Source organism: Streptomyces sp. MS191, from assembly GCF_008042125.1.
Lineage (GTDB): Bacteria > Actinomycetota > Actinomycetes > Streptomycetales > Streptomycetaceae > Streptomyces.
This window is the reverse complement of record NZ_RDBI01000040.1, coordinates 2,716,581-2,735,283: the sequence shown is the minus strand read 5'-3', so window position 1 is coordinate 2,735,283 and position 18,703 is coordinate 2,716,581. Positions and strand designations below refer to the sequence as shown.

Annotated in this window: 21 protein-coding genes; 6 read left to right on the top strand and 15 right to left on the bottom strand. The window is 72.2% G+C overall.

Annotated features, from left to right (window positions below; translation table 11 throughout):
* The 10 genes from EAO71_RS19655 to EAO71_RS37780 form a co-directional block, all read right to left on the bottom strand.
* Positions 1-842 (bottom strand): MFS transporter (locus tag EAO71_RS19655; RefSeq protein ID WP_261992189.1); only part of this gene is annotated, 842 nt, incomplete at its 3' end.
* A gap of 148 nt (positions 843-990) precedes the next feature.
* Positions 991-2,163 (bottom strand): MalY/PatB family protein, encoded by a 1,173-nt coding sequence (locus tag EAO71_RS19650; protein WP_147978902.1) that lies wholly within the window; start codon positions 2,161-2,163, stop codon positions 991-993.
* Positions 2,164-2,254: 91 nt separating this feature from the next.
* Positions 2,255-3,277, bottom strand: a complete 1,023-nt coding sequence (gene fbaA, locus EAO71_RS19645) for a class II fructose-bisphosphate aldolase (RefSeq protein WP_147978901.1) — start codon at positions 3,275-3,277, stop codon at positions 2,255-2,257.
* A 209-nt stretch (positions 3,278-3,486) separates the two neighbouring features.
* The gene (pyrE, locus tag EAO71_RS19640; RefSeq protein WP_147978900.1) at positions 3,487-4,026 is read right to left on the bottom strand and encodes an orotate phosphoribosyltransferase; all 540 of its coding nucleotides are present in this window, start codon (positions 4,024-4,026) and stop codon (positions 3,487-3,489) included.
* A 30-nt stretch (positions 4,027-4,056) separates the two neighbouring features.
* On the bottom strand, positions 4,057-4,848 hold the full coding sequence (locus EAO71_RS19635; RefSeq protein ID WP_147978899.1) for an aldose epimerase family protein: 792 nt from the start codon (positions 4,846-4,848) through the stop codon (positions 4,057-4,059).
* Positions 4,849-4,869: 21 nt separating this feature from the next.
* Entirely contained in the window at positions 4,870-5,817 is a 948-nt protein-coding gene (locus tag EAO71_RS19630; protein ID WP_147978898.1) for an SRPBCC family protein, read from the bottom strand.
* A gap of 106 nt (positions 5,818-5,923) precedes the next feature.
* The gene (locus tag EAO71_RS19625) at positions 5,924-7,573 is read right to left on the bottom strand and encodes a polyamine aminopropyltransferase (RefSeq protein WP_147978897.1); all 1,650 of its coding nucleotides are present in this window, start codon (positions 7,571-7,573) and stop codon (positions 5,924-5,926) included.
* 75 nt (positions 7,574-7,648) lie between these two features.
* Positions 7,649-8,167 (bottom strand): DUF2617 family protein, encoded by a 519-nt coding sequence (locus EAO71_RS19620; protein ID WP_147978896.1) that lies wholly within the window; start codon positions 8,165-8,167, stop codon positions 7,649-7,651.
* 205 nt (positions 8,168-8,372) lie between these two features.
* Complete coding sequence (locus EAO71_RS19615; RefSeq protein ID WP_147978895.1) at positions 8,373-8,606, bottom strand: hypothetical protein; 234 nt, start codon at positions 8,604-8,606, stop codon at positions 8,373-8,375.
* A gap of 53 nt (positions 8,607-8,659) precedes the next feature.
* The gene (locus tag EAO71_RS37780) at positions 8,660-8,854 is read right to left on the bottom strand and encodes a hypothetical protein (RefSeq protein WP_187282712.1); all 195 of its coding nucleotides are present in this window, start codon (positions 8,852-8,854) and stop codon (positions 8,660-8,662) included.
* Between the two features lie 175 nt (positions 8,855-9,029).
* Between EAO71_RS37780 and EAO71_RS19605 the strand changes: the two genes are divergently transcribed.
* Positions 9,030-10,211, top strand: a complete 1,182-nt coding sequence (locus tag EAO71_RS19605) for a pyridoxal phosphate-dependent aminotransferase (protein ID WP_410093978.1) — start codon at positions 9,030-9,032, stop codon at positions 10,209-10,211.
* A gap of 284 nt (positions 10,212-10,495) precedes the next feature.
* On the top strand, positions 10,496-11,548 hold the full coding sequence (locus EAO71_RS19600; RefSeq protein WP_261992259.1) for a glycosyltransferase family 39 protein: 1,053 nt from the start codon (positions 10,496-10,498) through the stop codon (positions 11,546-11,548).
* Positions 11,549-11,567: 19 nt separating this feature from the next.
* Here EAO71_RS19600 and EAO71_RS19595 read toward each other — a convergent pair whose 3' ends face one another.
* Positions 11,568-12,110, bottom strand: a complete 543-nt coding sequence (locus EAO71_RS19595) for a type III secretion system chaperone family protein (RefSeq protein ID WP_147978891.1) — start codon at positions 12,108-12,110, stop codon at positions 11,568-11,570.
* Positions 12,111-12,216: 106 nt separating this feature from the next.
* On the opposite strand from EAO71_RS19595, the gene EAO71_RS19590 reads away from it, so the two are divergent.
* Complete coding sequence (locus tag EAO71_RS19590; protein ID WP_147978890.1) at positions 12,217-12,678, top strand: hypothetical protein; 462 nt, start codon at positions 12,217-12,219, stop codon at positions 12,676-12,678.
* Between the two features lie 42 nt (positions 12,679-12,720).
* Here the strand turns inward: EAO71_RS19590 and clpB are convergent, their stop codons facing one another.
* Positions 12,721-15,321, bottom strand: a complete 2,601-nt coding sequence (gene clpB / locus EAO71_RS19585) for an ATP-dependent chaperone ClpB (RefSeq protein WP_147978889.1) — start codon at positions 15,319-15,321, stop codon at positions 12,721-12,723.
* Between the two features lie 115 nt (positions 15,322-15,436).
* Between clpB and EAO71_RS19580 the strand changes: the two genes are divergently transcribed.
* On the top strand, positions 15,437-15,850 hold the full coding sequence (locus tag EAO71_RS19580; RefSeq protein ID WP_147978888.1) for a pyridoxamine 5'-phosphate oxidase family protein: 414 nt from the start codon (positions 15,437-15,439) through the stop codon (positions 15,848-15,850).
* Positions 15,851-16,004: 154 nt separating this feature from the next.
* Here the strand turns inward: EAO71_RS19580 and EAO71_RS19575 are convergent, their stop codons facing one another.
* A complete protein-coding gene (locus EAO71_RS19575; protein ID WP_147978887.1) occupies positions 16,005-16,325 on the bottom strand; it encodes a Rieske (2Fe-2S) protein in 321 nt (106 codons plus the stop codon).
* Entirely contained in the window at positions 16,322-16,573 is a 252-nt protein-coding gene (locus tag EAO71_RS19570; RefSeq protein ID WP_147978886.1) for a hypothetical protein, read from the bottom strand. The genes EAO71_RS19575 and EAO71_RS19570 overlap by 4 nt, the downstream gene beginning before the upstream one ends.
* A 128-nt stretch (positions 16,574-16,701) precedes the next feature.
* Here EAO71_RS19570 and EAO71_RS19565 point away from each other — a divergent pair, with 128 nt between their 5' ends.
* Complete coding sequence (locus EAO71_RS19565; protein WP_187282711.1) at positions 16,702-17,688, top strand: helix-turn-helix transcriptional regulator; 987 nt, start codon at positions 16,702-16,704, stop codon at positions 17,686-17,688.
* Positions 17,689-17,690: 2 nt separating this feature from the next.
* Entirely contained in the window at positions 17,691-18,164 is a 474-nt protein-coding gene (locus tag EAO71_RS19560; protein ID WP_147978885.1) for a hypothetical protein, read from the top strand.
* Positions 18,165-18,247: 83 nt separating this feature from the next.
* Here the strand turns inward: EAO71_RS19560 and EAO71_RS19555 are convergent, their stop codons facing one another.
* Positions 18,248-18,700, bottom strand: a complete 453-nt coding sequence (locus tag EAO71_RS19555) for a heat shock protein transcriptional repressor HspR (protein ID WP_147978884.1) — start codon at positions 18,698-18,700, stop codon at positions 18,248-18,250.
* Positions 18,701-18,703: the final 3 nt, after the last annotated feature.

Below are 18,703 nucleotides of genomic sequence, written 5' to 3'. Positions count from 1 at the left end.
GGGAGACCGCTCCGCCACCCGCTCCGGAGGCGCGCGGGGAGGCGTGACACCCGCCGCAGACGTGACCCCCGCCCGGTCCGGCGGGGCCCCGCGTGCCGTCCGGCGGACGTGCCGGCGCGGCGCTGCGGCAGACTGGGGCCATGGCCATCCACGAGAACCTGCTGGGGGGACCGCCCCCCACCCACCTGCCCGACGATCCCGAGCCGCGCGAGCTGCTCGCGAACGGCGTGGCACCGGCGGACGTCGAAGCGGCCGTGGGCGGTCTCGTCCCGCGATTCGGGGACGTGCCGCAGCGCGACCGGTACGCACAGCGCGGCCAGGGGCACGTTCAGGAGGAACACCCAGCGCCAGCCGGGCCCGTCGACCAGCCAGCCGCCGACGAAGGGGCCGACCGCCGCGCCCACGCCGCCGAAGCCGGACCAGAGGCCGACCGCCCGGGCCCGGTCGTCGGGATGGAAACTGGCCTGGATCAGCGCGAGCGACCCCGGCGTCAGCAGCGCTCCGCCGACGCCCTGGAGGGCCCGGGCCGCGATCAGCACGCCCGCGTTCGGGGCGAGCCCGCACAGCAGCGAGGCGAGCGCGAACCACACCACGCCGACGACGAACACCCTCCGCCGCCCGTAGCGGTCCCCCAGCGCCCCGCCGAGCAGGATCAGCCCGGCCAGGGTGAGCATGTAGGCGTTGACGGTCCACTGCAGGTCCGCCAGGTCGGCTCCCAGGTCGTCGCCGATGTGGGGCAGGGCGACGTTGACGACGGTGGAGTCGAGCAGGGCCATTCCGGACCCCAGCACGGTCGTGAAGACGATCCACCGTCCCGTTCCCGTGGCGAGCCTGATCTCCATGCCTTGCATCGTCCCGCGATCGCGCTGCCCGCGCCTGCCGACCGGGGTACGGGCCGCGGGGACCGGCCACCGGACGCCGGGCGCGGGTCCGGCCGGCGTCCTCCGGTGCGACCGCCCTTCGTCCCGCCGGGCCGGCCCGGCGCTCCGCTCAGCCGGTCCGCAGTCTCGTCGCCGCCCGCACCAGCGCGTCCACGCCCCGCTCCGCCTTCTCGCGCGGGCAGCCCACGTTCAGCCGGACGAACCCCGGCGTCCCGTACACCCCGCCCGGCATGATCGCGACCTTCTCGGTCTCCACCAGCTCCCGCTGGAGCGCGCTGTCGTCGACACCGAGCGGGCGCAGGTCGATCCAGGCCAGATAGCCCGCCTCCGGGGGCGTCCACTCCACCTCCGGAAGCCCCTCCCGCAGACGCTCCGCGAGCATGCGCATCGTGCCCGCCACATAGGACCGCAGCTCGTCGAGCCACGCTCCGCCCTGCCGGTACGCGGCGATGTGGGCGGTCAGCGAGAGCACCGCGGGAGAAGCGAGCCCCTCCCCGGTCTCCATGCGCCGGATGAACGCCAGGCGCTCGTCGGGGTCGCCGATGATGCCGTACGAGCCGCTCAACGCCGGGAAGTTGAACGACTTCGTACCCGAGGTGATCACCGCCCACCGCCGGCCGCGCCCGGCGGCGGCGAACCGGGTCCAGGGCAGGTGCCGATGGCCGTCCGCCACCATGTCCGCGTGGATCTCGTCGCTCACGACGGCCACGCCGTGCCGCTCGGCGAGCCGCGCGAAGTGCGCCAGCTCGTGCTCCCGCCACACGTGCCCGGTCGGGTTGTGGGGCGAGCAGAGCAGCAACATCCGCGCGTCCGGGCGCGCCAGCTCGCGCTCCAGGGCCTCGGTGTCCCCGATCGGCACGCCCCGCAGCTCCCGCCCGAGCCCGGTGACGGCCTTGCGGAACCCGTCGTACGTCGGGGTGTGCACGACGACCCCGTCCCCCGGCTCGGTCCACATCTGGAGCAGCTGGGAGAGCTGGTTCAGCACGGAGGGCGCGTAGACCAGCGTCTCGACGTCGAGCTCGGTCGCGTACCGGCTCGCGTACCAGTGGCGGACCGCCTCCCGGAACTCCCCGAGCCGCCAGTCGGTGTAGCCGAACACGCCGTGCTCCACGCGCTCGCGCAGCGCCGCCAGTACCTCGGGCGGGGACGCGAAGTCCATGTCGGAGATCGTGAACGGGAGCAGGTCGCCGACACCGAAGCGGTTCGCTGTGCCGTCCCACTGGACCGACCAGCTGCCACGGCGGTCGATCACCCGGTCGAAGTCGTATGCGTACGTCGTCACGCGCAGCCCTTCACATGCCGAGGGCCCGACACGGCCGCCGAAGCGGTCGTGCCGGGCCCCCGGGACACGGCCTTGGAGAGGAAGCCTCGAACTACTTGATCTTCGTGCCGGTCGAGCGCAGCGCCGCGCACGCCTCGGTCACGCGCTGGGCCATGCCCGCCTCGGCCAGCTTGCCCCAGGTACGCGGGTCGTAGGTCGACTTCTTGCCGACCTCGCCGTCGACCTTCAGCACGCCGTCGTAGTTCTTGAACATGTGGTCCGCGACCGGACGCGTGAAGGCGTACTGGGTGTCGGTGTCCAGGTTCATCTTCACGACGCCGTTCTCCAGCGCGGTGGCGATCTCCTCGGCGGTGGAGCCGGAGCCGCCGTGGAAGACGAAGTCGAACGGGGAGGCCTTGCCGTACTTCTCGGCGACGCCCGCCTGCAGGTCCTTGAGCAGCTCGGGACGGAGCACGACGTTGCCCGGCTTGTAGACGCCGTGCACGTTGCCGAAGGAGGCGGCGAGCAGGTAGCGGCCCTTCTCGCCCAGGCCCAGGGCCTCGGCGGTGCGGATCGCGTCGTCGACCGTGGTGTACAGCTCGTCGTTGATCTCGTGGGTGACGCCGTCCTCCTCGCCACCGGTCGGGGTGATCTCGACCTCGAGGATGATCTTCGCGGCGACGGCCTTGGCGAGCAGCTCCTGGCCGATGGCCAGGTTGTCCGCGAGGGTCTCGGCGGAGCCGTCCCACATGTGCGACTGGAACAGCGGGTTGCGGCCGGCCTTGACGCGCTCGGCGGAGATGTCGAGCAGCGGACGGACGTAGCCGTCCAGCTTGTCCTTCGGGCAGTGGTCGGTGTGCAGGGCCACCGTGATGTCGTACTTCGCGGCGACGATGTGCGCGAACTCGGCCAGGGCAACGGCGCCCGTGACCATGTCCTTGTTGTGCTGGCCGCCCAGGAACTCGGCTCCACCGGTCGAGATCTGGATGATGCCGTCGCTCTCGGCCTCCGCGAAGCCGCGCAGCGCGGCGTGCAGGGTCTGGGACGAAGTCACGTTGATGGCCGGGTAGGCGAACTTGCCTGCCTTCGCCCGGTCGAGCATCTCGTTGTAGACCTCGGGGGTTGCGATGGGCATTCGTCCGCTCCTTGTGATGTGCGGTATGTGCGTTGCTTGACCCTGACCTGGGGCGACGTCATCGTCGGGGCCCATCTTTCCAGACTCTTGTACGGACACCATGACGAAGGGGCGGAGCGTTTCACGTGAAACACTCCGCCCCTCCTGAAAGCCGCAGGTCAGACCCGCTCGGCCGGGCGCCGTGGCCCTAAGTCACGACTTCGCGTCGGTCAGGCCAGATCCAGGTCGGCCAGCTGGTAGCCGGTGAGGTAGGCCAGCCCCGCGCCGGCGATCGCGTCGGCCGCACCGCGGTCCACGATCGTCGCGACGGCCACGACCTCGCCGCCCGCCTCGCGCACCGCCTCGACGGCCGTCAGCGGCGAGCCGCCGGTCGTCGAGGTGTCCTCGACGACGAGGCAGCGCCTGCCCTTGACGTCCGTGCCCTCGATACGGCGCTGCATGCCGTGCGCCTTCTGCGCCTTGCGGACGACGAAGGCGTCCAGCCGCTGCCCACGCGCGGCGGAGGCGTGCAGCATCGAGGTCGCGACCGGGTCGGCGCCCAGGGTGAGGCCGCCCACGCAGTCGAAGTCCAGGTCGGCGGTCAGGTCCAGCATCACCTGGCCGACGAGCGGCGCGGCCTCGCCGTCCAGCGTGATCCGGCGCAGGTCGATGTAGTAGTCGGCCTCCAGACCCGAGGAGAGGGTCACCTTGCCGTGCACCACGGCCTTGTCCTTGATCTGCTGGAGCAGCTCAGCGCGTACGTCAGTCATGGTCAGCAGCTTAAAGCCGGCGCCGTCCCGTCAGAGCCGCCGCCAGGTCCAGGTGGCCGCGATCTCCAGCGGATCGATAGGCGTGACCAGGCGCGGAAGGGTGTTGAGGCCGTTGGGCGGTCCGGACTGCGGTTCCACGCACACCGCCTCCGGCTGCTCGTCGTAGAGGACGACCCACGCGGCCCGGCTGGTGACCTTCAGCTCCAGCTGCTCCGGCCAGGTCAGCGTGACGTCGACACCGCCGGGCATGCCGAAGCAGTCGTCCCAGGGGCCGGGCGTCGGGCCGATCCGGCGACCGGTCGGGAGGTGGTCCGGGCCGCGCTCATCCTGCCAGTCGGCGGTGAAGTCGACCCGCACGTCCTGGCCGCCGTCGCCGAGGTTCCGCCGGAACCAGGGGTGCCAGCCGGCCTGGGCCGGGAAGGAGTCGTCGGCGGCCTCGACGCCGAGGGTGAGGGTGAGCGCGTCCTCGGTCAGCTCGAAGAGCTGGGTGACGCGTCCCGCGTACGGCCAGGGCTCGGTGAGGTCGTACGTGAAGGCCGCCTCGCGCTCACCGGCCCGGGCGGTCTTCCACACGGTGTCGCGGCCGGTGCCGTGGATGGCGTGCTGGTCGGCGTTGAGGGGCAGCTGGTGGAGGGTCGCGCCGTTCCGGAAGCGTCCGTCGGCCGTACGCCCGCACCAGGGCACCATGGGGAAGCAGCCGTACCGCTCGCCCTGGCGCAGCAGCTCGTGGCCGCCGATGCGCAGGCTCTCGATCCGGCAGCCGTTGTCGGGGCTGATGGTCAACTCGGCGTCGCCCGCCGTCAGTCGCGTCTGCTCGCTCACGCCCCCGACCCTAACGGGGTGTCAGCGTCGGCGACGAAGGGCACGGCCGACGACGACCGCGGAGGCGAGGGCGAGGGCGGCGGCGGGCGCGATCCAGCGCAGGGTGGCGCCCGAGCCGCCGGAGTCCGGCGCGGGCACGGGGGCGTACCGGCCGCGGGGCGGCGCGTGGTCGACCTCCTCCGCGCTCCGTCCGATCATCGTCCGACGGGCGTGCGCGGCCTCGACGGCCGGGGTTTCGGCGGGCAGCTCCACCGGGGTCTCGCCGAACTCCTCGTCGAGCCGGGGGTCGAGCGACGGCGGCGGGACCGGAGTGTCGAAGACGGACGGACGACCGGGTTCCTCGACGCCGTCGTCGACGCCGTCGCTGTCACTGTCCGTCTCGCCCTCCGGCGCCACCGCGGCGGCGCCGTCCACGGGCGGGCTCTCGGCGGTCCCGCCCGGCGACTGGTCGGCGGTCTCGTCAGTGGTGTCGTCGGCGGTGTCGTCCAGCACGGAGGCGTCGTCCGCGTCCGGGGAGGCGAGGGCGCCCGCTTCGGCCGTCCGGGCGGCGGCCGAGGCCAGGGACTCCGCGAAACGGTCCATCAGACGGCGGCCGGCCGAGGCCGTGACCTCCGCCGACTGGTCCGCGAGGCGCCCCTCGGCGGCGAGCGTGCCGGTGAAGGCGAGCTGCGTGCCCTCGGCCACCGGGGTGAGCACGAGCGTCAGCACCAGCTTCGCCGAGCCCTTGCCGCGGGCCTCCGCTCCCTCTCCCTCGGCCACGAAGGCGCCGTCGCGCTCCCTCAGCCGCAGGGCGCCGCGGTAGGTGATGGTGTTGCCGCCGACCCGGACCTTCAGCCGACCCGAGAGCGGGCCCGCCTCCGCGTCCGCGTCCTGCTGGAGGCCGGGGACGCAGCGCGCCACCCGTGCGGGGTCCGTCAGCGTCGCGCGCAGGACCTCGGCCGGAACCGGAACGAACACCTCATGCTCCATGGAAGCCGAGCCTACTCAGCCCCGGCGCCGCCGTCGCCTGTTTGTGCGCCCCGGCCGCCCCTCCGGTGTCCGCCCCGGGTACGCCCCGGCCCCGCCCGGGTGCCCGTCAGCCGCCGTAGCGGGGGTGCACGAGCGTCGAGGGCGGCAGCGCGGCACCGTCCCGGTCCCGGGTCCGCTCGGTGCTCCGGGCGCCGGTCACCAGGCGCCCTGTCGTGAGGGACCGCAGCACCGGCGCGTCCGCCGCCAGTCCCAGCGGGGGCGGGTTCCGTCCCGGGGCCGCCAGGAGGAATCCCCAGTCCCGCGGGCCCCGCTCGCCACCGCTCGCCCGCTCGGCCCGGTCGGGCCCCGCGGCGAACCCGGTGGCCCGGCCGTTCGCTCCGTAGGGCCGGGCCGCGAAGCCCGCCGACCTCAGGGTGGCCTCCACCGTCCAGTACGTCCGTGGGCGGGCCGAGGCGGAGCCGGCGTGCACGACCACCCGTCCGCCGTCCGCGAGGGCCCGGGCGACCAGACCGTAGAACTCCTCCGAGTAGAGCTTGGTGCTGGAGGTGATGCCCGGATCGGGCAGGTCCGAGATCACCACGTCGTACCGGTGGCTCGCGCCCGCCCCGCGCAGCCAGCGGAAGGCGTCGGCGTACGCCACCTGGACGCGCGGGTCCCGGAACGCCTGCCGGTTGAGCGCGGCGAGCTCGGGGTCGGTCCGGGCGAGGTCGACGACTCCGGGGTCGAGTTCGACGACGGTGACCGCCTCGACGCCCGGATAGCGCAGCACCTCCCGCGCGGCGAGGCCGTCCCCGCCGCCGACGATCAGCACACGCGCGTGGGCGCCGTTCATCGCGGGGTGCACCAGCGCCTCGTGGTAGCGGTACTCGTCCTGCCCGGCGACCCGCAGCCGGCCGTCGAGGAAGAGGTCGGGCGGCGTGCCCGGCTCCCCCGTCACCACGACCTCCTGCTGCCGGGTGTGCACGGCGACCCGCACGCTGTCGCCGTACACCGCGCGCCGCGCCGCGGACTCGAAGTCGTCGACGAGGACGGTCGCGGTGGCGAGGACGGCGAGCACGGTCACGTTCACCGCGATCAGCAACGTCCGGGCGCGGGCGGTCAGATCACGCCGGAACAGCCACAGCACCAGCCCGGCGCCCGCCACCGCGTTCACCGCGCCCGTGACGAGCGCGCCGGTGAGCTGGCCGAGCCAGGGCAGCAGCAGGAACGGGAAGGCGAGGCCACCGACCAGCGCGCCGACGTAGTCCGCGGCGAAGAGGTCGGCGACCGTCCCGGCCGCGTCGTCCTTCTCCCGGGCGCCGGGCGAACGCGCCGACTCCGCGCGCTGGATGAGGGACATCAGCAGCGGGATCTCGGCTCCGATGAGGACACCGATGGCGAGGGAGAACCCCACCAGGACGTACCGCGACTCGCCGAGCCAGGCGAACGCCGCGTACAGCACCAGCGCGGAACAGCCGCCGATCAGGGCGAGTCCGGCCTCCACCAGGCCGAAGCCGACCGCCGCGTGGCAGCGCAGCCGCTTGGCCAGCAACGAGCCGACACCCATGGCGAAGACCATCACGGACAGCACCACGGACGCCTGGGTGACCGAGTCGCCGATCAGATACGAGGCGAGGGCGACCAGCTCCAGTTCGTACACCAGACCGCAGGCGGCGCAGACGAAGACCACGGCGAGGACCGGATACCGCACCGCGCTCGGCCTCACGGGCAGCCGCGTCACCCGCTTGGGTGGCGCGGTCACGGGCGAATCGATCATGTTCGTAACGCTACGTCACACAACTTTCGCCGCCTGTCACCCACACGAGTGCACCTGGGTCGCTCGGGCGGCGCATCAGAGCGAGGCGGGCATACGAACGCCGATCCGCGTTCGGGTGACCACCAACTGCCCCTCCTGCGGGTACGCGTGCCAGGTGCGCCAGCGCACCTGCCCCTCGTGGCGCTGCGCCAGCATCGCGGTGAAGGCGTACGGGGAGCCGGGGAACGTCCCCGCGAGACCGTTGGGATGGTCGGCGACGAGCGCCAGCAGCTCCTGGGCCCGTCCGGCGAACGAGCCGTCCGACAGCGTCTCGACGCGGGCGGCGAATTCGTACTCCCAGCCGCCGACGCGCTTGGAGACGCCCAGCGGCAGCGGCGTGCTGCTGCCCGGCATGCAGGCGACGGTCTCGGAGCAGCTGCGGCCCTCCTCCTCCAGAAGCACCTGGTGGGAGGCGCCAAGCAGACGCAACTGGAGCTTGGCGGAGCCGAGTTCGAGGTCGAGCGCGGCGAGCGCGGGCAACGGCTCGCGCCCCAGGGCCCAGGCCAGATCGGCTGCACGCGTGTCGGTGTAGGAGGTCTTCAGGGTCGTGAGCATGGGTCGGCTCCGCAAACACGGTTTGACGGGTGGGCCGGGGGCGCCCCGGAGAAGGGTTCAACGGGAGTGGGGGATCGCCGGCTCGGGTCCACACACGGTCCGAGGGCTGGATGTTCTCAACAGCGAGGGAATCACGGACTTCGAGCGACTCACAGCGTTTTTACCCAACTTGACGTGGTTTCCATCCCCCCGGGGACCCCAACGTTCAATTGTTCAATCGGAATCCACCGCGGGCCTCCGACAGACAGCCGGTGTCCGGCCGGACCCGGGCCCGGCCGGACGTCACGGGATCGCGCGCACGGCCGTCCCGTGTCAGCTGCCCCCGCCCCCACCAGCTGCGCTTGCGCCGCCGGCCCGCACGGCCCGCACGGCCCGCCTTCGAGAACGCCAGGCCGATCACCACGAACAGGATCAGAAATCCGAAGAGCAGTACTTCCATCCGTGTCACCCCCGTTGGTCTGTGTGAGGGGGATGCCCCTCACGGATCCGGCCTCAACCACAGTTGAGGAAGTGCAGAGCTTTCAGCTGCCGCAGGACGAGCTGGAGCAGGAGCTCGACGAACACGAGGAGCTCGAACACGAGGGGCTCGAGCACGAGGACGACGAGCAGGAGAGCGACGAGGACGAGGACGAGGACGAGCACGACGACGAGGCGGTACCGGCGGACGCCGTCCCCGTGCCCGCCCACCAGCTGTCCCGGCCCTTCCGGCGCTCGCTCCGCAGGCCCCGCCGGGCGATCCACACCACACATCCGATGACGAGCGCGAGGCCCGCGAGGAAGAGGAGAAGTCCCATGACCGGGCGATCCCCTCGCCGCGTCCCTGCCAAAGCCCACTTGAGGAACTCCAGAGCTTCGCCGCAGGATGGCGCCCATGAATCGACCGCTGCTCAATCGCCGGCTCGCCGAGTTCGGGACGACGATCTTCGCCGAGATGTCCGCGCTGGCTGCCCGGACCGGGGCGATCAACCTCGGCCAGGGTTTCCCCGACACCGACGGCCCCGACGAGATCCGGGAGGCCGCGGTCCGGGCCCTCCGCGAGGGGCACGGCAACCAGTACCCGCCCGGTCCCGGCGTCCCCGAGCTGCGCACGGCCGTCGCCGAGCACCAGCTGAAGCGCTACGGCCTCGCCTACGACCCCGACGCGGAGGTGCTGGTCACCGCCGGCGCGACCGAGGCGATCGCCGCCTCGCTGCTCGCCCTGGTCGAGCCGGGCGACGAGGTGATCGCCCTGGAGCCGTACTACGACTCCTACGCCGCCTGCATCGCCATGGCCGGCGGCACGCGCGTGCCGGTCACGCTCCGGCCGTCCGAGGGCCGCTACGTCCTGGACCTCGACGAGCTGCGGGCCGCCGTCACCGACCGGACGCGGCTGATCCTGCTCAACACGCCGCACAACCCGACCGGCACGGTGCTCACCCGCGACGAGCTCACCGCGGTCGCCGAGCTGGCCTCCGAACGGGACCTGCTGGTGGTCACCGACGAGGTGTACGAGCACCTGGTCTTCGACGACGCCGAGCACGTCCCGATCGCGACCCTGCCCGGTATGCGGGACCGCACGGTCACCATCGGCTCGGCCGGCAAGACCTTCTCCTTCACCGGCTGGAAGGTCGGCTGGGTCACGGCGAGCCCCGAACTCACCGCCGCCGTCCGGTCCGCGAAGCAGTTCCTCACGTACGTGGCCTCGGGACCGTTCCAGTACGCGATCGCCGAGGCGCTGCGGCTGCCCGACACCTACTTCGAGGACCTGCGTGCCGACCTGCGCGCCAAGCGGGACCTGCTGAGCGACGGCCTGGCCGCCGCGGGCTTCGAGGTCTACCGCCCGGCCGGCACCTACTTCGTCACCACCGACATCCGCCCCCTGGGCGAGTCCGACGGCTTCGCCTTCTGCCGCGGCCTCCCGGAACGCGCCGGCGTCGTCGCCATCCCGAACGCGGTCTTCTACGACCACCGCGACGCGGGCGCCCCCTTCGTCCGCTTCGCCTTCTGCAAGCGGACGGACGTCCTGGAGGACGCCGTGGCACGGCTCGGGACACTGGCGGCCTGAGGGCGGGCCGGGCCGGACACGGCACAGGCCGGGCCGGGCCGGGCGGGAGTTTTCACCCGGGTGGCCGTGCCCCTCGCGCGCCCCCACGGCGCCGCACGGATTGTCGGGTAGACCGATTTACCGGGCCGACTCGAATCCCGTGCGCACGGAGGTGCACCCTGTCCGCCGAGACCCTCGACCGAGCGGTGTCGTCCGCCTCCGCCCGGCGGGCGGCCCGCGGGTGGACCTCGCTGTACCGGGCAGCACCCGCGCTCGGGCTCTTCGCCGCCGCGCGGCTGACCGGGATGCTCGTCCTCGCCCTGTGGTCCTGGCACATCGGGCGCTCACCGCGCGCGCTGCTCGCGACCTCGTGGGACTCCGACTGGTACATCCGGATCGCCGCGAACGGCTACGGCCGCACGCTGTACTGGCCGGACGGCGGCGCCCAGTCCGACCTGGCCTTCTTCCCGCTCTATCCGGCGCTGGTCCGGGCCGTGACCACCGTCCTGCCGGTCACCGGCGGTACCGCCGGCCTGCTGCTCTCGTGGCTGGCCGCCGGCGCCGCGGCCTGGGGCGTCTACCTGGTCGGCGAGCGGCTCCACGGGCGGCGCACCGCCGTGTTCCTGGTCCTGCTCTGGGGCCTGCTGCCCCACTCGATCGTGCTGTCCATGGCGTACACCGAGCCGGTGATGACCGCCTTCGCCGCCTGGTCGCTGCACCTGCTCCTGGCCCGCCGCTGGCTGACGGCCGGCGCCCTCGCGACACTGGCGGGGCTCTCCCGCCCCAGCGGGATCGCGGTCGCGGCGGCCGTCCTCGCCGCCGTCGCCCACGAGCTCTGGCGGCGGCGCGGCCGGGCGGAGTGGCGGGTGTGGGCCGCGGCGGCCCTCGCTCCGGCCGGCTGGATCTCGTACCTGCTCTGGGTCGGCAGCCGCCGCGGCGACCTGCTCGGCGGGTACTTCGCCGTCCAGTCCGGCTGGACCTCCCGGTTCGACCTGGGCGCCGGATCGCTGCGGTTCGTCCGCGACCTGCTGCGCGGGCCGACCCAGTTCGGTTTCGTGGCGGCCCTGGTCCTGACGGCGGCCGGGGTGCTCCTCTTCGCGCTGCTCGCGCTGGTCGAGCGGCCTCCGCTGCCGGTGCTGGTCTACACGGGCGTGCTGGTGCTCATCGCCGTCGGCGGCTCCGGCTTCTTCGAGTCCAAGCCGCGCTTCCTGCTGCCCGCGTTCCCGTTGCTGCTCCCACTGGCGCGGGCCATGACGAAAGCCCGGCCGCGGGCCGCGATCCTGGTGATCGCCGCCCTGGCCGGGCTGTCGTTCTGCTACGGGGTGTACGCGCTCACGATCGCGCGCATGGCCCTGTGAGCGGGCGGGGGCCGGTCGCTCAGACCGCGTCGCCCTCGTCGCCGTCGGCCTTGTCCTCGGGGGACTCCAGGCCGAACTGCTCCACGAGCCACTTGTCGAACTCGATGGAGGCGCGGACCCAGCTGACGGTGGAGGACACGAAGTGCTCCAGCGCGACGCCGGTGCCGATCAGCATCTGGGCCTCGCCGATGAGGCGGAGGGTGGCGGAGCCGTCCTCCTCCTCGTGCAGGTGGGTGTACACCTTGGGCCACAGGGTGCGGCGGTTCCAGTCGTCGATCGCGTCGAGGACCTTGGCGCGGTCGTCGGCGGAGTGCGGCCGGTCGTAGAACGTCCGCACCGAGAAGACCCGCTGGTCCTCCTCGCCGCGGAACATGAAGTACGTACGGAATTCCTCCCACGGCGCCGCGAGGTCACCCTCGTCGTCGACGACGTACTTCAGCTCCATCTGGTCGAGGAGCTGCTTGACCAGTTCCTGGTCGGGAACGACGGGGCCCGCCGGTCCTGCGGCCTGAGGCTGGGGCTGGCCCCCGAAATTCGGAATCGAGGACGGGTCGATGCTCACCGTGAATATCCCTTCGTACGGTTGCCGCCATCCTCTCCCATACCGGCCGGTCCGTGGCAAGCCCCGCCACCCGCGATCCGCTGCGGGCTGACAAGATCTGATGCCCATGGGGGATCAGACGGAAGAGAACGTGAGGCCGGCGAAGCCGGTGAGGCCGCGTCGGTCGACGTGGATCTGGGTGTCGGCGCTGGTGACGCTGTGCTGCGGCGGCCCGCTGGCCCTGCTGGTGTGGGGAGCGCTGGCCTGGAGTTCGGCCGGAGACGCGACGAGCGTCTCGTGCGCCGAGGCGATGGACTTCGCCCGCGGATCGCTGCCGGCGAGCGCCGAGCACGCCCGGTGCACCGAGGCCCACTGGCAGGACACGCGCGTCACGGCGGACTTCCTGATGCCGCGGGGCGAGGTCGCGGACTGGCTGGCCGCGACGTATCCGGCCGGAAAACCACCCTACTCCTGCGCCGACGACCTGTGCCTGAGGGCGTCGTACGACGAGGCGCTGTACGTGGACGTGCGGGTCACGTACGAGGACGCGGACACCGCCCGCGTCCGCCTCTCCGCGTTCGACACGTGACAGGGGCCGCGGGCCGCCGTGAGCGGCCCGCGGCTCCGTCCGCTACTGCACCGCGCCGACGATCAGGCCGTCCTCGAACCGGTCCACCCGGACCGTGTCGCCGTCGGTGACCTCGCCGGCCAGGATCTCCCTGGCCAGCCGGTCCCCGATCGCGGTCTGGATCAGACGGCGCAGCGGCCGGGCGCCGTAGGCCGGGTCGTTGCCCTCCTCGGCGAGCCACTCCAGGGCCGCCGGGGTGACCTCCAGCGTGAGCCGGCGCTCGGCCAGCCGCCTGCCGAGCCGGTCGATCTGGAGCTGGGCGATCCGCCCCAGCTCGGTCCGGTCGAGGGCCGAGAAGACGACCATGTCGTCCAGCCGGTTGAGGAACTCGGGCTTGAAGGAGGCCCGGACGACGTCCAGGACCTGCCGCTTCCTCTCCTCGTCGGACAGCGGCGCGTCGAGCGGGCCCGGCCCGCTGAGGAACTGGCTGCCCAGGTTGGACGTGAGGATCAGGATGGTGTTGCGGAAGTCCACCGTCCGGCCCTGGCCGTCGGTCAGCCGGCCGTCGTCGAGGACCTGGAGCAGGATGTCGAAGACCTCCGGGTGGGCCTTCTCCACCTCGTCCAGCAGCACGACGCTGTACGGGCGGCGGCGCACCGCCTCGGTGAGCTGGCCGCCCTCCTCGTAGCCGACGTAGCCGGGAGGCGCGCCGACGAGCCGGGCGACCGAGTGCTTCTCGCCGTACTCCGACATGTCGATGCGGACCATGGCCCGCTCGTCGTCGAAGAGGAAGTCCGCGAGCGCCTTCGCCAGCTCGGTCTTGCCGACACCGGTGGGGCCGAGGAAGAGGAAGGAGCCGGTCGGGCGGTCGGGGTCGGCGATGCCGGCCCTGGTCCTGCGGACCGCGTCCGAGACGGCGCGCACGGCCTCGGTCTGGCCGATCAGCCGCTTGCCGAGCTCGTCCTCCATGCGCAGCAGCTTCTGCGTCTCGCCCTCCAGCAGGCGCCCGGCCGGGATGCCGGTCCAGGAGCCGACCACGTCCGCGATGTCGTCGGAGCCGACCTCCTCCTTGACCATGGTGTCCTTGGACACCTCCTGCTCGGCCTCGGTCGCCTCCTCCAGCTCCCGCTCCAGCGACGGGATCTCGCCGTAGAGCAGCTGGGAGGCGGTGTCGAAGTCGCCGTCGCGCTGGGCCCGCTCGGCCCGGCCGCGCAGCCCGTCGAGCTGCTCCTTCAGCTCGCCGACGCGGTTGAGGGACTGCTTCTCCTTCTCCCAGCGGGCGGTGAGGCCGCGCAGCTCCTCCTCGCGGTCGGCGAGGTCGCGCCGCAGCTTCTCCAGCCGCTGCCGGCTGGCCGCGTCGGTCTCGTTCTTCAGCGCCAGCTCCTCCATGCGGAGGCGGTCCACGGACCGCTGGAGCTCGTCGATCTCGACGGGCGAGGAGTCGATCTCCATCCGGAGCCGGGAGGCCGCCTCGTCGACGAGGTCGATGGCCTTGTCGGGCAGGAAGCGGGAGGTGATGTAGCGGTCCGAGAGGGTCGCGGCGGCGACCAGCGCGGCGTCGGCGATCTGGACCTTGTGGTGGGCCTCGTAGCGGCCCTTGAGTCCGCGCAGGATCGCGATGGTGTCCTCGACGCTCGGCTCGGCCACCAGCACCTGCTGGAAGCGGCGCTCCAGGGCGGGGTCCTTCTCGATCCGCTCGCGGTACTCGTCGAGGGTCGTCGCGCCGACCATGCGGAGCTCGCCGCGGGCCAGCATCGGCTTCAGCATGTTCCCGGCGTCCATGGCGGAGTCGCCGCCGGCGCCCGCCCCGACGACGGTGTGCAGCTCGTCGATGAAGGTGATGATCTGGCCGTCGCTCTCCTTGATCTCGGAGAGGACGGTCTTCAGCCGTTCCTCGAACTCGCCGCGGTACTTGGCGCCGGCGACCATCGCGCCGAGGTCGAGGGAGACCAGGCGCTTGTTCTTCAGCGACTCGGGGACGTCGCCCTTCACGATCCGCTGGGCCAGTCCCTCGACGACGGCGGTCTTGCCGACGCCGGGCTCGCCGATGAGGACGGGGTTGTTCTTGGTGCGGCGGGACAGCACCTGGACGACGCGCCGGATCTCGTGGTCCCGCCCGATGACGGGGTCCAGCTTCCCCTCGCGTGCGGCGGCGGTGAAGTCCGTGCCGAACTTCTCCAGTGCCTTGTACTGACCCTCCGGGTCGGGTGTGGTCACCCGGCGCCCTCCCCTTGCCTTCTCGAACGCTTCCAGCAGCTTCGCGGGCGTCGCCCCCTGCCGGGCGAGCACCTCGCCGGTCTGCCCGCCCTTCGCGGCGATCCCCATGAGCAGGTGCTCGGTGGACAGGTACTCGTCCCCGAGGTCCTTGGCCCGCTCGGCGGCATCGGCGATGACGGCGAGCAGCTCACGGTTGGGCTGCGGCGGCGCGACCGTGGAGCCGGTCACGCTGGGCAGGGCGGCCAGCTGCCGCTCCGTGGCCGACCGTACCGCCGCCTGGTCGGCCTCGACGGCGGCGAGCAGGTCGACGATGTTCTCGTTGTCCTGACCCGCGAGGAGCGCGAGGAGCAGATGCGCGGGGGTCAGGTCGGGATGCCCCTCGGACACGGCGCGGCCACTGGCGGCGTTGATCGCGTCCCGGCTCTTGTTGGTCAGTTCGGCGTCCACGTGCGGGGTCTCCTCCTTGCGGGTCGGACGACTATGACTCCTCCAAGGTACACAAAGTTGAGTCTATTCCGCTCAAGGTGTCGAGGGGGCGTCTTCCGCGGGTAGGTTCCGGGACATGGCGACTGACCCGCGGAACCCCGAAGACTCGTACCTCGCCTTCTGGCGCGAGTACCACATGAGCACCCTGACCACCCCGCGCGCGGACGGCACCCCGCACGTGGTCGCGGTGGGCGTGACCTACGACCCCGAGGGCGGCTCGAACGGCATCGCCCGGGTGATCACCAACAAGCACAGCCGGAAGGTCGCCAACGTCCTGGCGGCGGGCCCGGAGGGCGCGCGGGTGGCGGTCTGCCAGGTGGACAAGGGCCGCTGGGCGACGCTGGAGGGCGTGGCACGCGTCCGCACGGAGGAGGACGTCGTCGCGGACGCGGTGGACCGCTACGCGGCGCGCTACGGCCGGACGCCGGCCCCGAATCCGGACCGGGTCGTCATCGAGATCGCGCTGACCCGGGCGATGGGCCGCGCGTAGAGCGGGGCGGGCAGAGCCGGGCGGGAGGCCGCACGACTCCGGACCTGCTGGTTCCGGTTTCGGGCAGCACAACGGCGCCATCGCGTTTCAGGTCCGCGATGGCGCCGCTGTGTGGGGGAAGTACCTGAGCGATCTTGAACGACGGGGGAACCGCTCAGGCACTGCGGGGGGTGGCGGTGGTGGTCTCGGGCTCGAGCAGCTGGTGGTCACGCTGGTCGAGATTGACGAAGATCATGCCGTACCTGATGGCACAGCGGACGGGTTGCGGGGCGCCACGGGGGCGCCGCAGGCATCGGTAGGCGCGGATCTCCTCGTCCTCACCCCGCGCGATGATGATCGGCTCACCGAAGAGGGTGACCATCAACGACTCGCCACCGTGCGGCACTGCCGTGACGAGGTCGATGAAATGCCACCCGGATCGGTACGCCGTCGCCATCTCGCGACGGAAGACCCGGTCGTCCGGCGGGAAGGTCATGCGCCCGCGCCCGCCTCTACGGAGACCCGGTCGGGGTGCTCCTGCGTCGGCGCGAACTCCCACGAGGGCTCGCTGGGCGCCGCGAGTACCGAGCGCGCCGGCTCGCTCTCCCACGAGGGCTCGCCCGGGTCCGCCGTCACCGCGTACTTCTGGGTGCTCTCCCACGAGGGCTCGCCCGTACCGACGAGTACGCCGAGAGCAGCCGCCGCAACGGCTATGGCGCTGAGTGCACGAACCATCCTGGTCATGGCCGATCTCCACCTCTTTTGATCATTACCTCCTCCCCCGCGAATAAGACGATGGCTCACTCTCGACCCTTCCACCAGCGAACCCAGGCATCATGTTCCTGTAATTCAAAACCCTGAGGGGGGTGCACATGCGGACAGAAAGAGGCGATACAGGACATATCCACAGGCACGGTGAACTATGCGACGTGGGTAAGACCTTGTACGCGAACGCGTTGCGCATGGGCCGGATCACCCGTTCCGAGACTGACGCCGCGCCCTGCCTCGTCCGCCTCGCACTGCTCCACCCGGACCCCGACGACGGTCAGTGGCTGCTGCCCGTGCCGCCGTCGATCGCGCTCAACCAGCTCATACACCCGCTCGAGCAGGAGATCCAGGCGCGCCGGCAAGAGGCGATCTCGCTGGCCGACACGTTCGAGCCTTTCATGACCATCAACCGGCTGGACCCGGCGGCCTCGCACGCCATCACCGTGCTCGAAGGCCTCAGCATGATCAACGCGACGCTCGACCGGGTCACCGCCGAGTGCACCGAAGAGCTGCTCACCATCCAGCCCGGCAGCGGGCGCCGTCCCGACACCCTGGAGAAGGCTCTGAAGCGGATGGAGCCGCTGCTCGACCGCGGTGTCCGGATGCGCACCCTGTACCAGCACACCGCGCGCCACCACCCCGCGACGCTGGCCTACGTGGAACGGGTCGCCCCCTACGGCCTGGAGCTGCGGACGCTCGAGGAGATCATCGACCGGCTGATCATCGTCGACCGCAAGGTCGCCTTCGTGCCCGCGCGCAGCGACCGGCAGGTCGCCCTGGAACTGCGCCACGAGGGCCTGGTGCAGTACCTCGTCGGCGTCTTCGACCAGTTCTGGCTGCACGGCGTCCCGTGGGAGGAGGGAGTGGTGTCCTACACCACCGCCCTCGACGGCATCAGCGGCGTCCAGCGCTCCATCGCCAAGCTCCTCGTCGAGGGCCACGTCGACGAGGCCATCGCCCGCCGGCTCGGCATGAACGTCCGGACCTGCCGCGCCCACATCGCCAAACTCGCCTCGGCCCTCGGCAGCGGCAGCCGCGCCCAACTCGGCTACCTCATCGCCCGGTCCGGGATCCTGGAGCAGGACGACTGACCATGTACGCGCAGATCGATCTCGACGGCCGCGCCGGGACCCTGCGGGTGTCCGGACACGGCATGCCCACGGTGGAGCTCGTCCGCGAGCCCGGCACCGGACCCGACCGGCACACGCCCATCGGGACCCGGCGGCCCGACCTCCTCACCCTCACCGTCGACGGCGCGGGCGCGCGCATCAGGCCCGCCCGGGGCCGGCTGTCGCGGCGGTCCTACCGGGTGGACGCCACCGTCGACGGGGTGGCCTACCGGCTCGTCCCCTGCTCCCACCGGGAGAGCCGGCTGCTGCGCGACGGGAGCAGGGTCGGCGTGCTGGAGTCGGCCGGTGACGGACGAGCGGACGCCGACTGGGCCGAGGGCGCCCGCGTCGAGCCGCGGGACGTCGCCGTCGGCACCGCCCTCGCCGCCGCCTTCGGCACGGGCGCCGCGCCCTGGTGGGAGACCGCCGCGGACGTGATCGGCGAACTCATCCCCTGAGGCGCCCCACGGCCGTCTCCCGGCCCCGGACGCGAAGGAGCCCCCTCCCGGACGGGAGGGGGCTCCTTCGTACGCCGTGCGGGCTACTCGCCGCGCTTGGGACGCCACACCACCAGCGCGCTGGCCTGCTGCACGTCGGTGTACGGCACCAGGTCCCGGCGGTACGAGGCGTGCACCTGGGCCTCGCGCTGGCGCAGCGTCGCCGCCGCGCCCTCCACCGCCGCCGACAGCTCGGACACGCGTGCCTGCAGCGCCGCGACCTGGTTCTCCAGTTCGATGATGCGCTTGATGCCCGCGAGGTTGATGCCCTCGTCCTGCGACAACTGCTGCACGGTGCGCAGCAGTTCGATGTCGCGGGCCGAGTAGCGCCGGCCGCGGCCCGCCGTGCGGTCCGGGGAGACCAGGCCGAGCCGGTCGTACTGGCGCAGGGTCTGCGGGTGCAGGCCGGAGAGCTGGGCCGCCACCGAGATGACGTACACCGGCGTCTCGTCGGTCAGTTCATAGGGGTTGCGGCTGCGCCCTGGTCTGATGTCCATCGC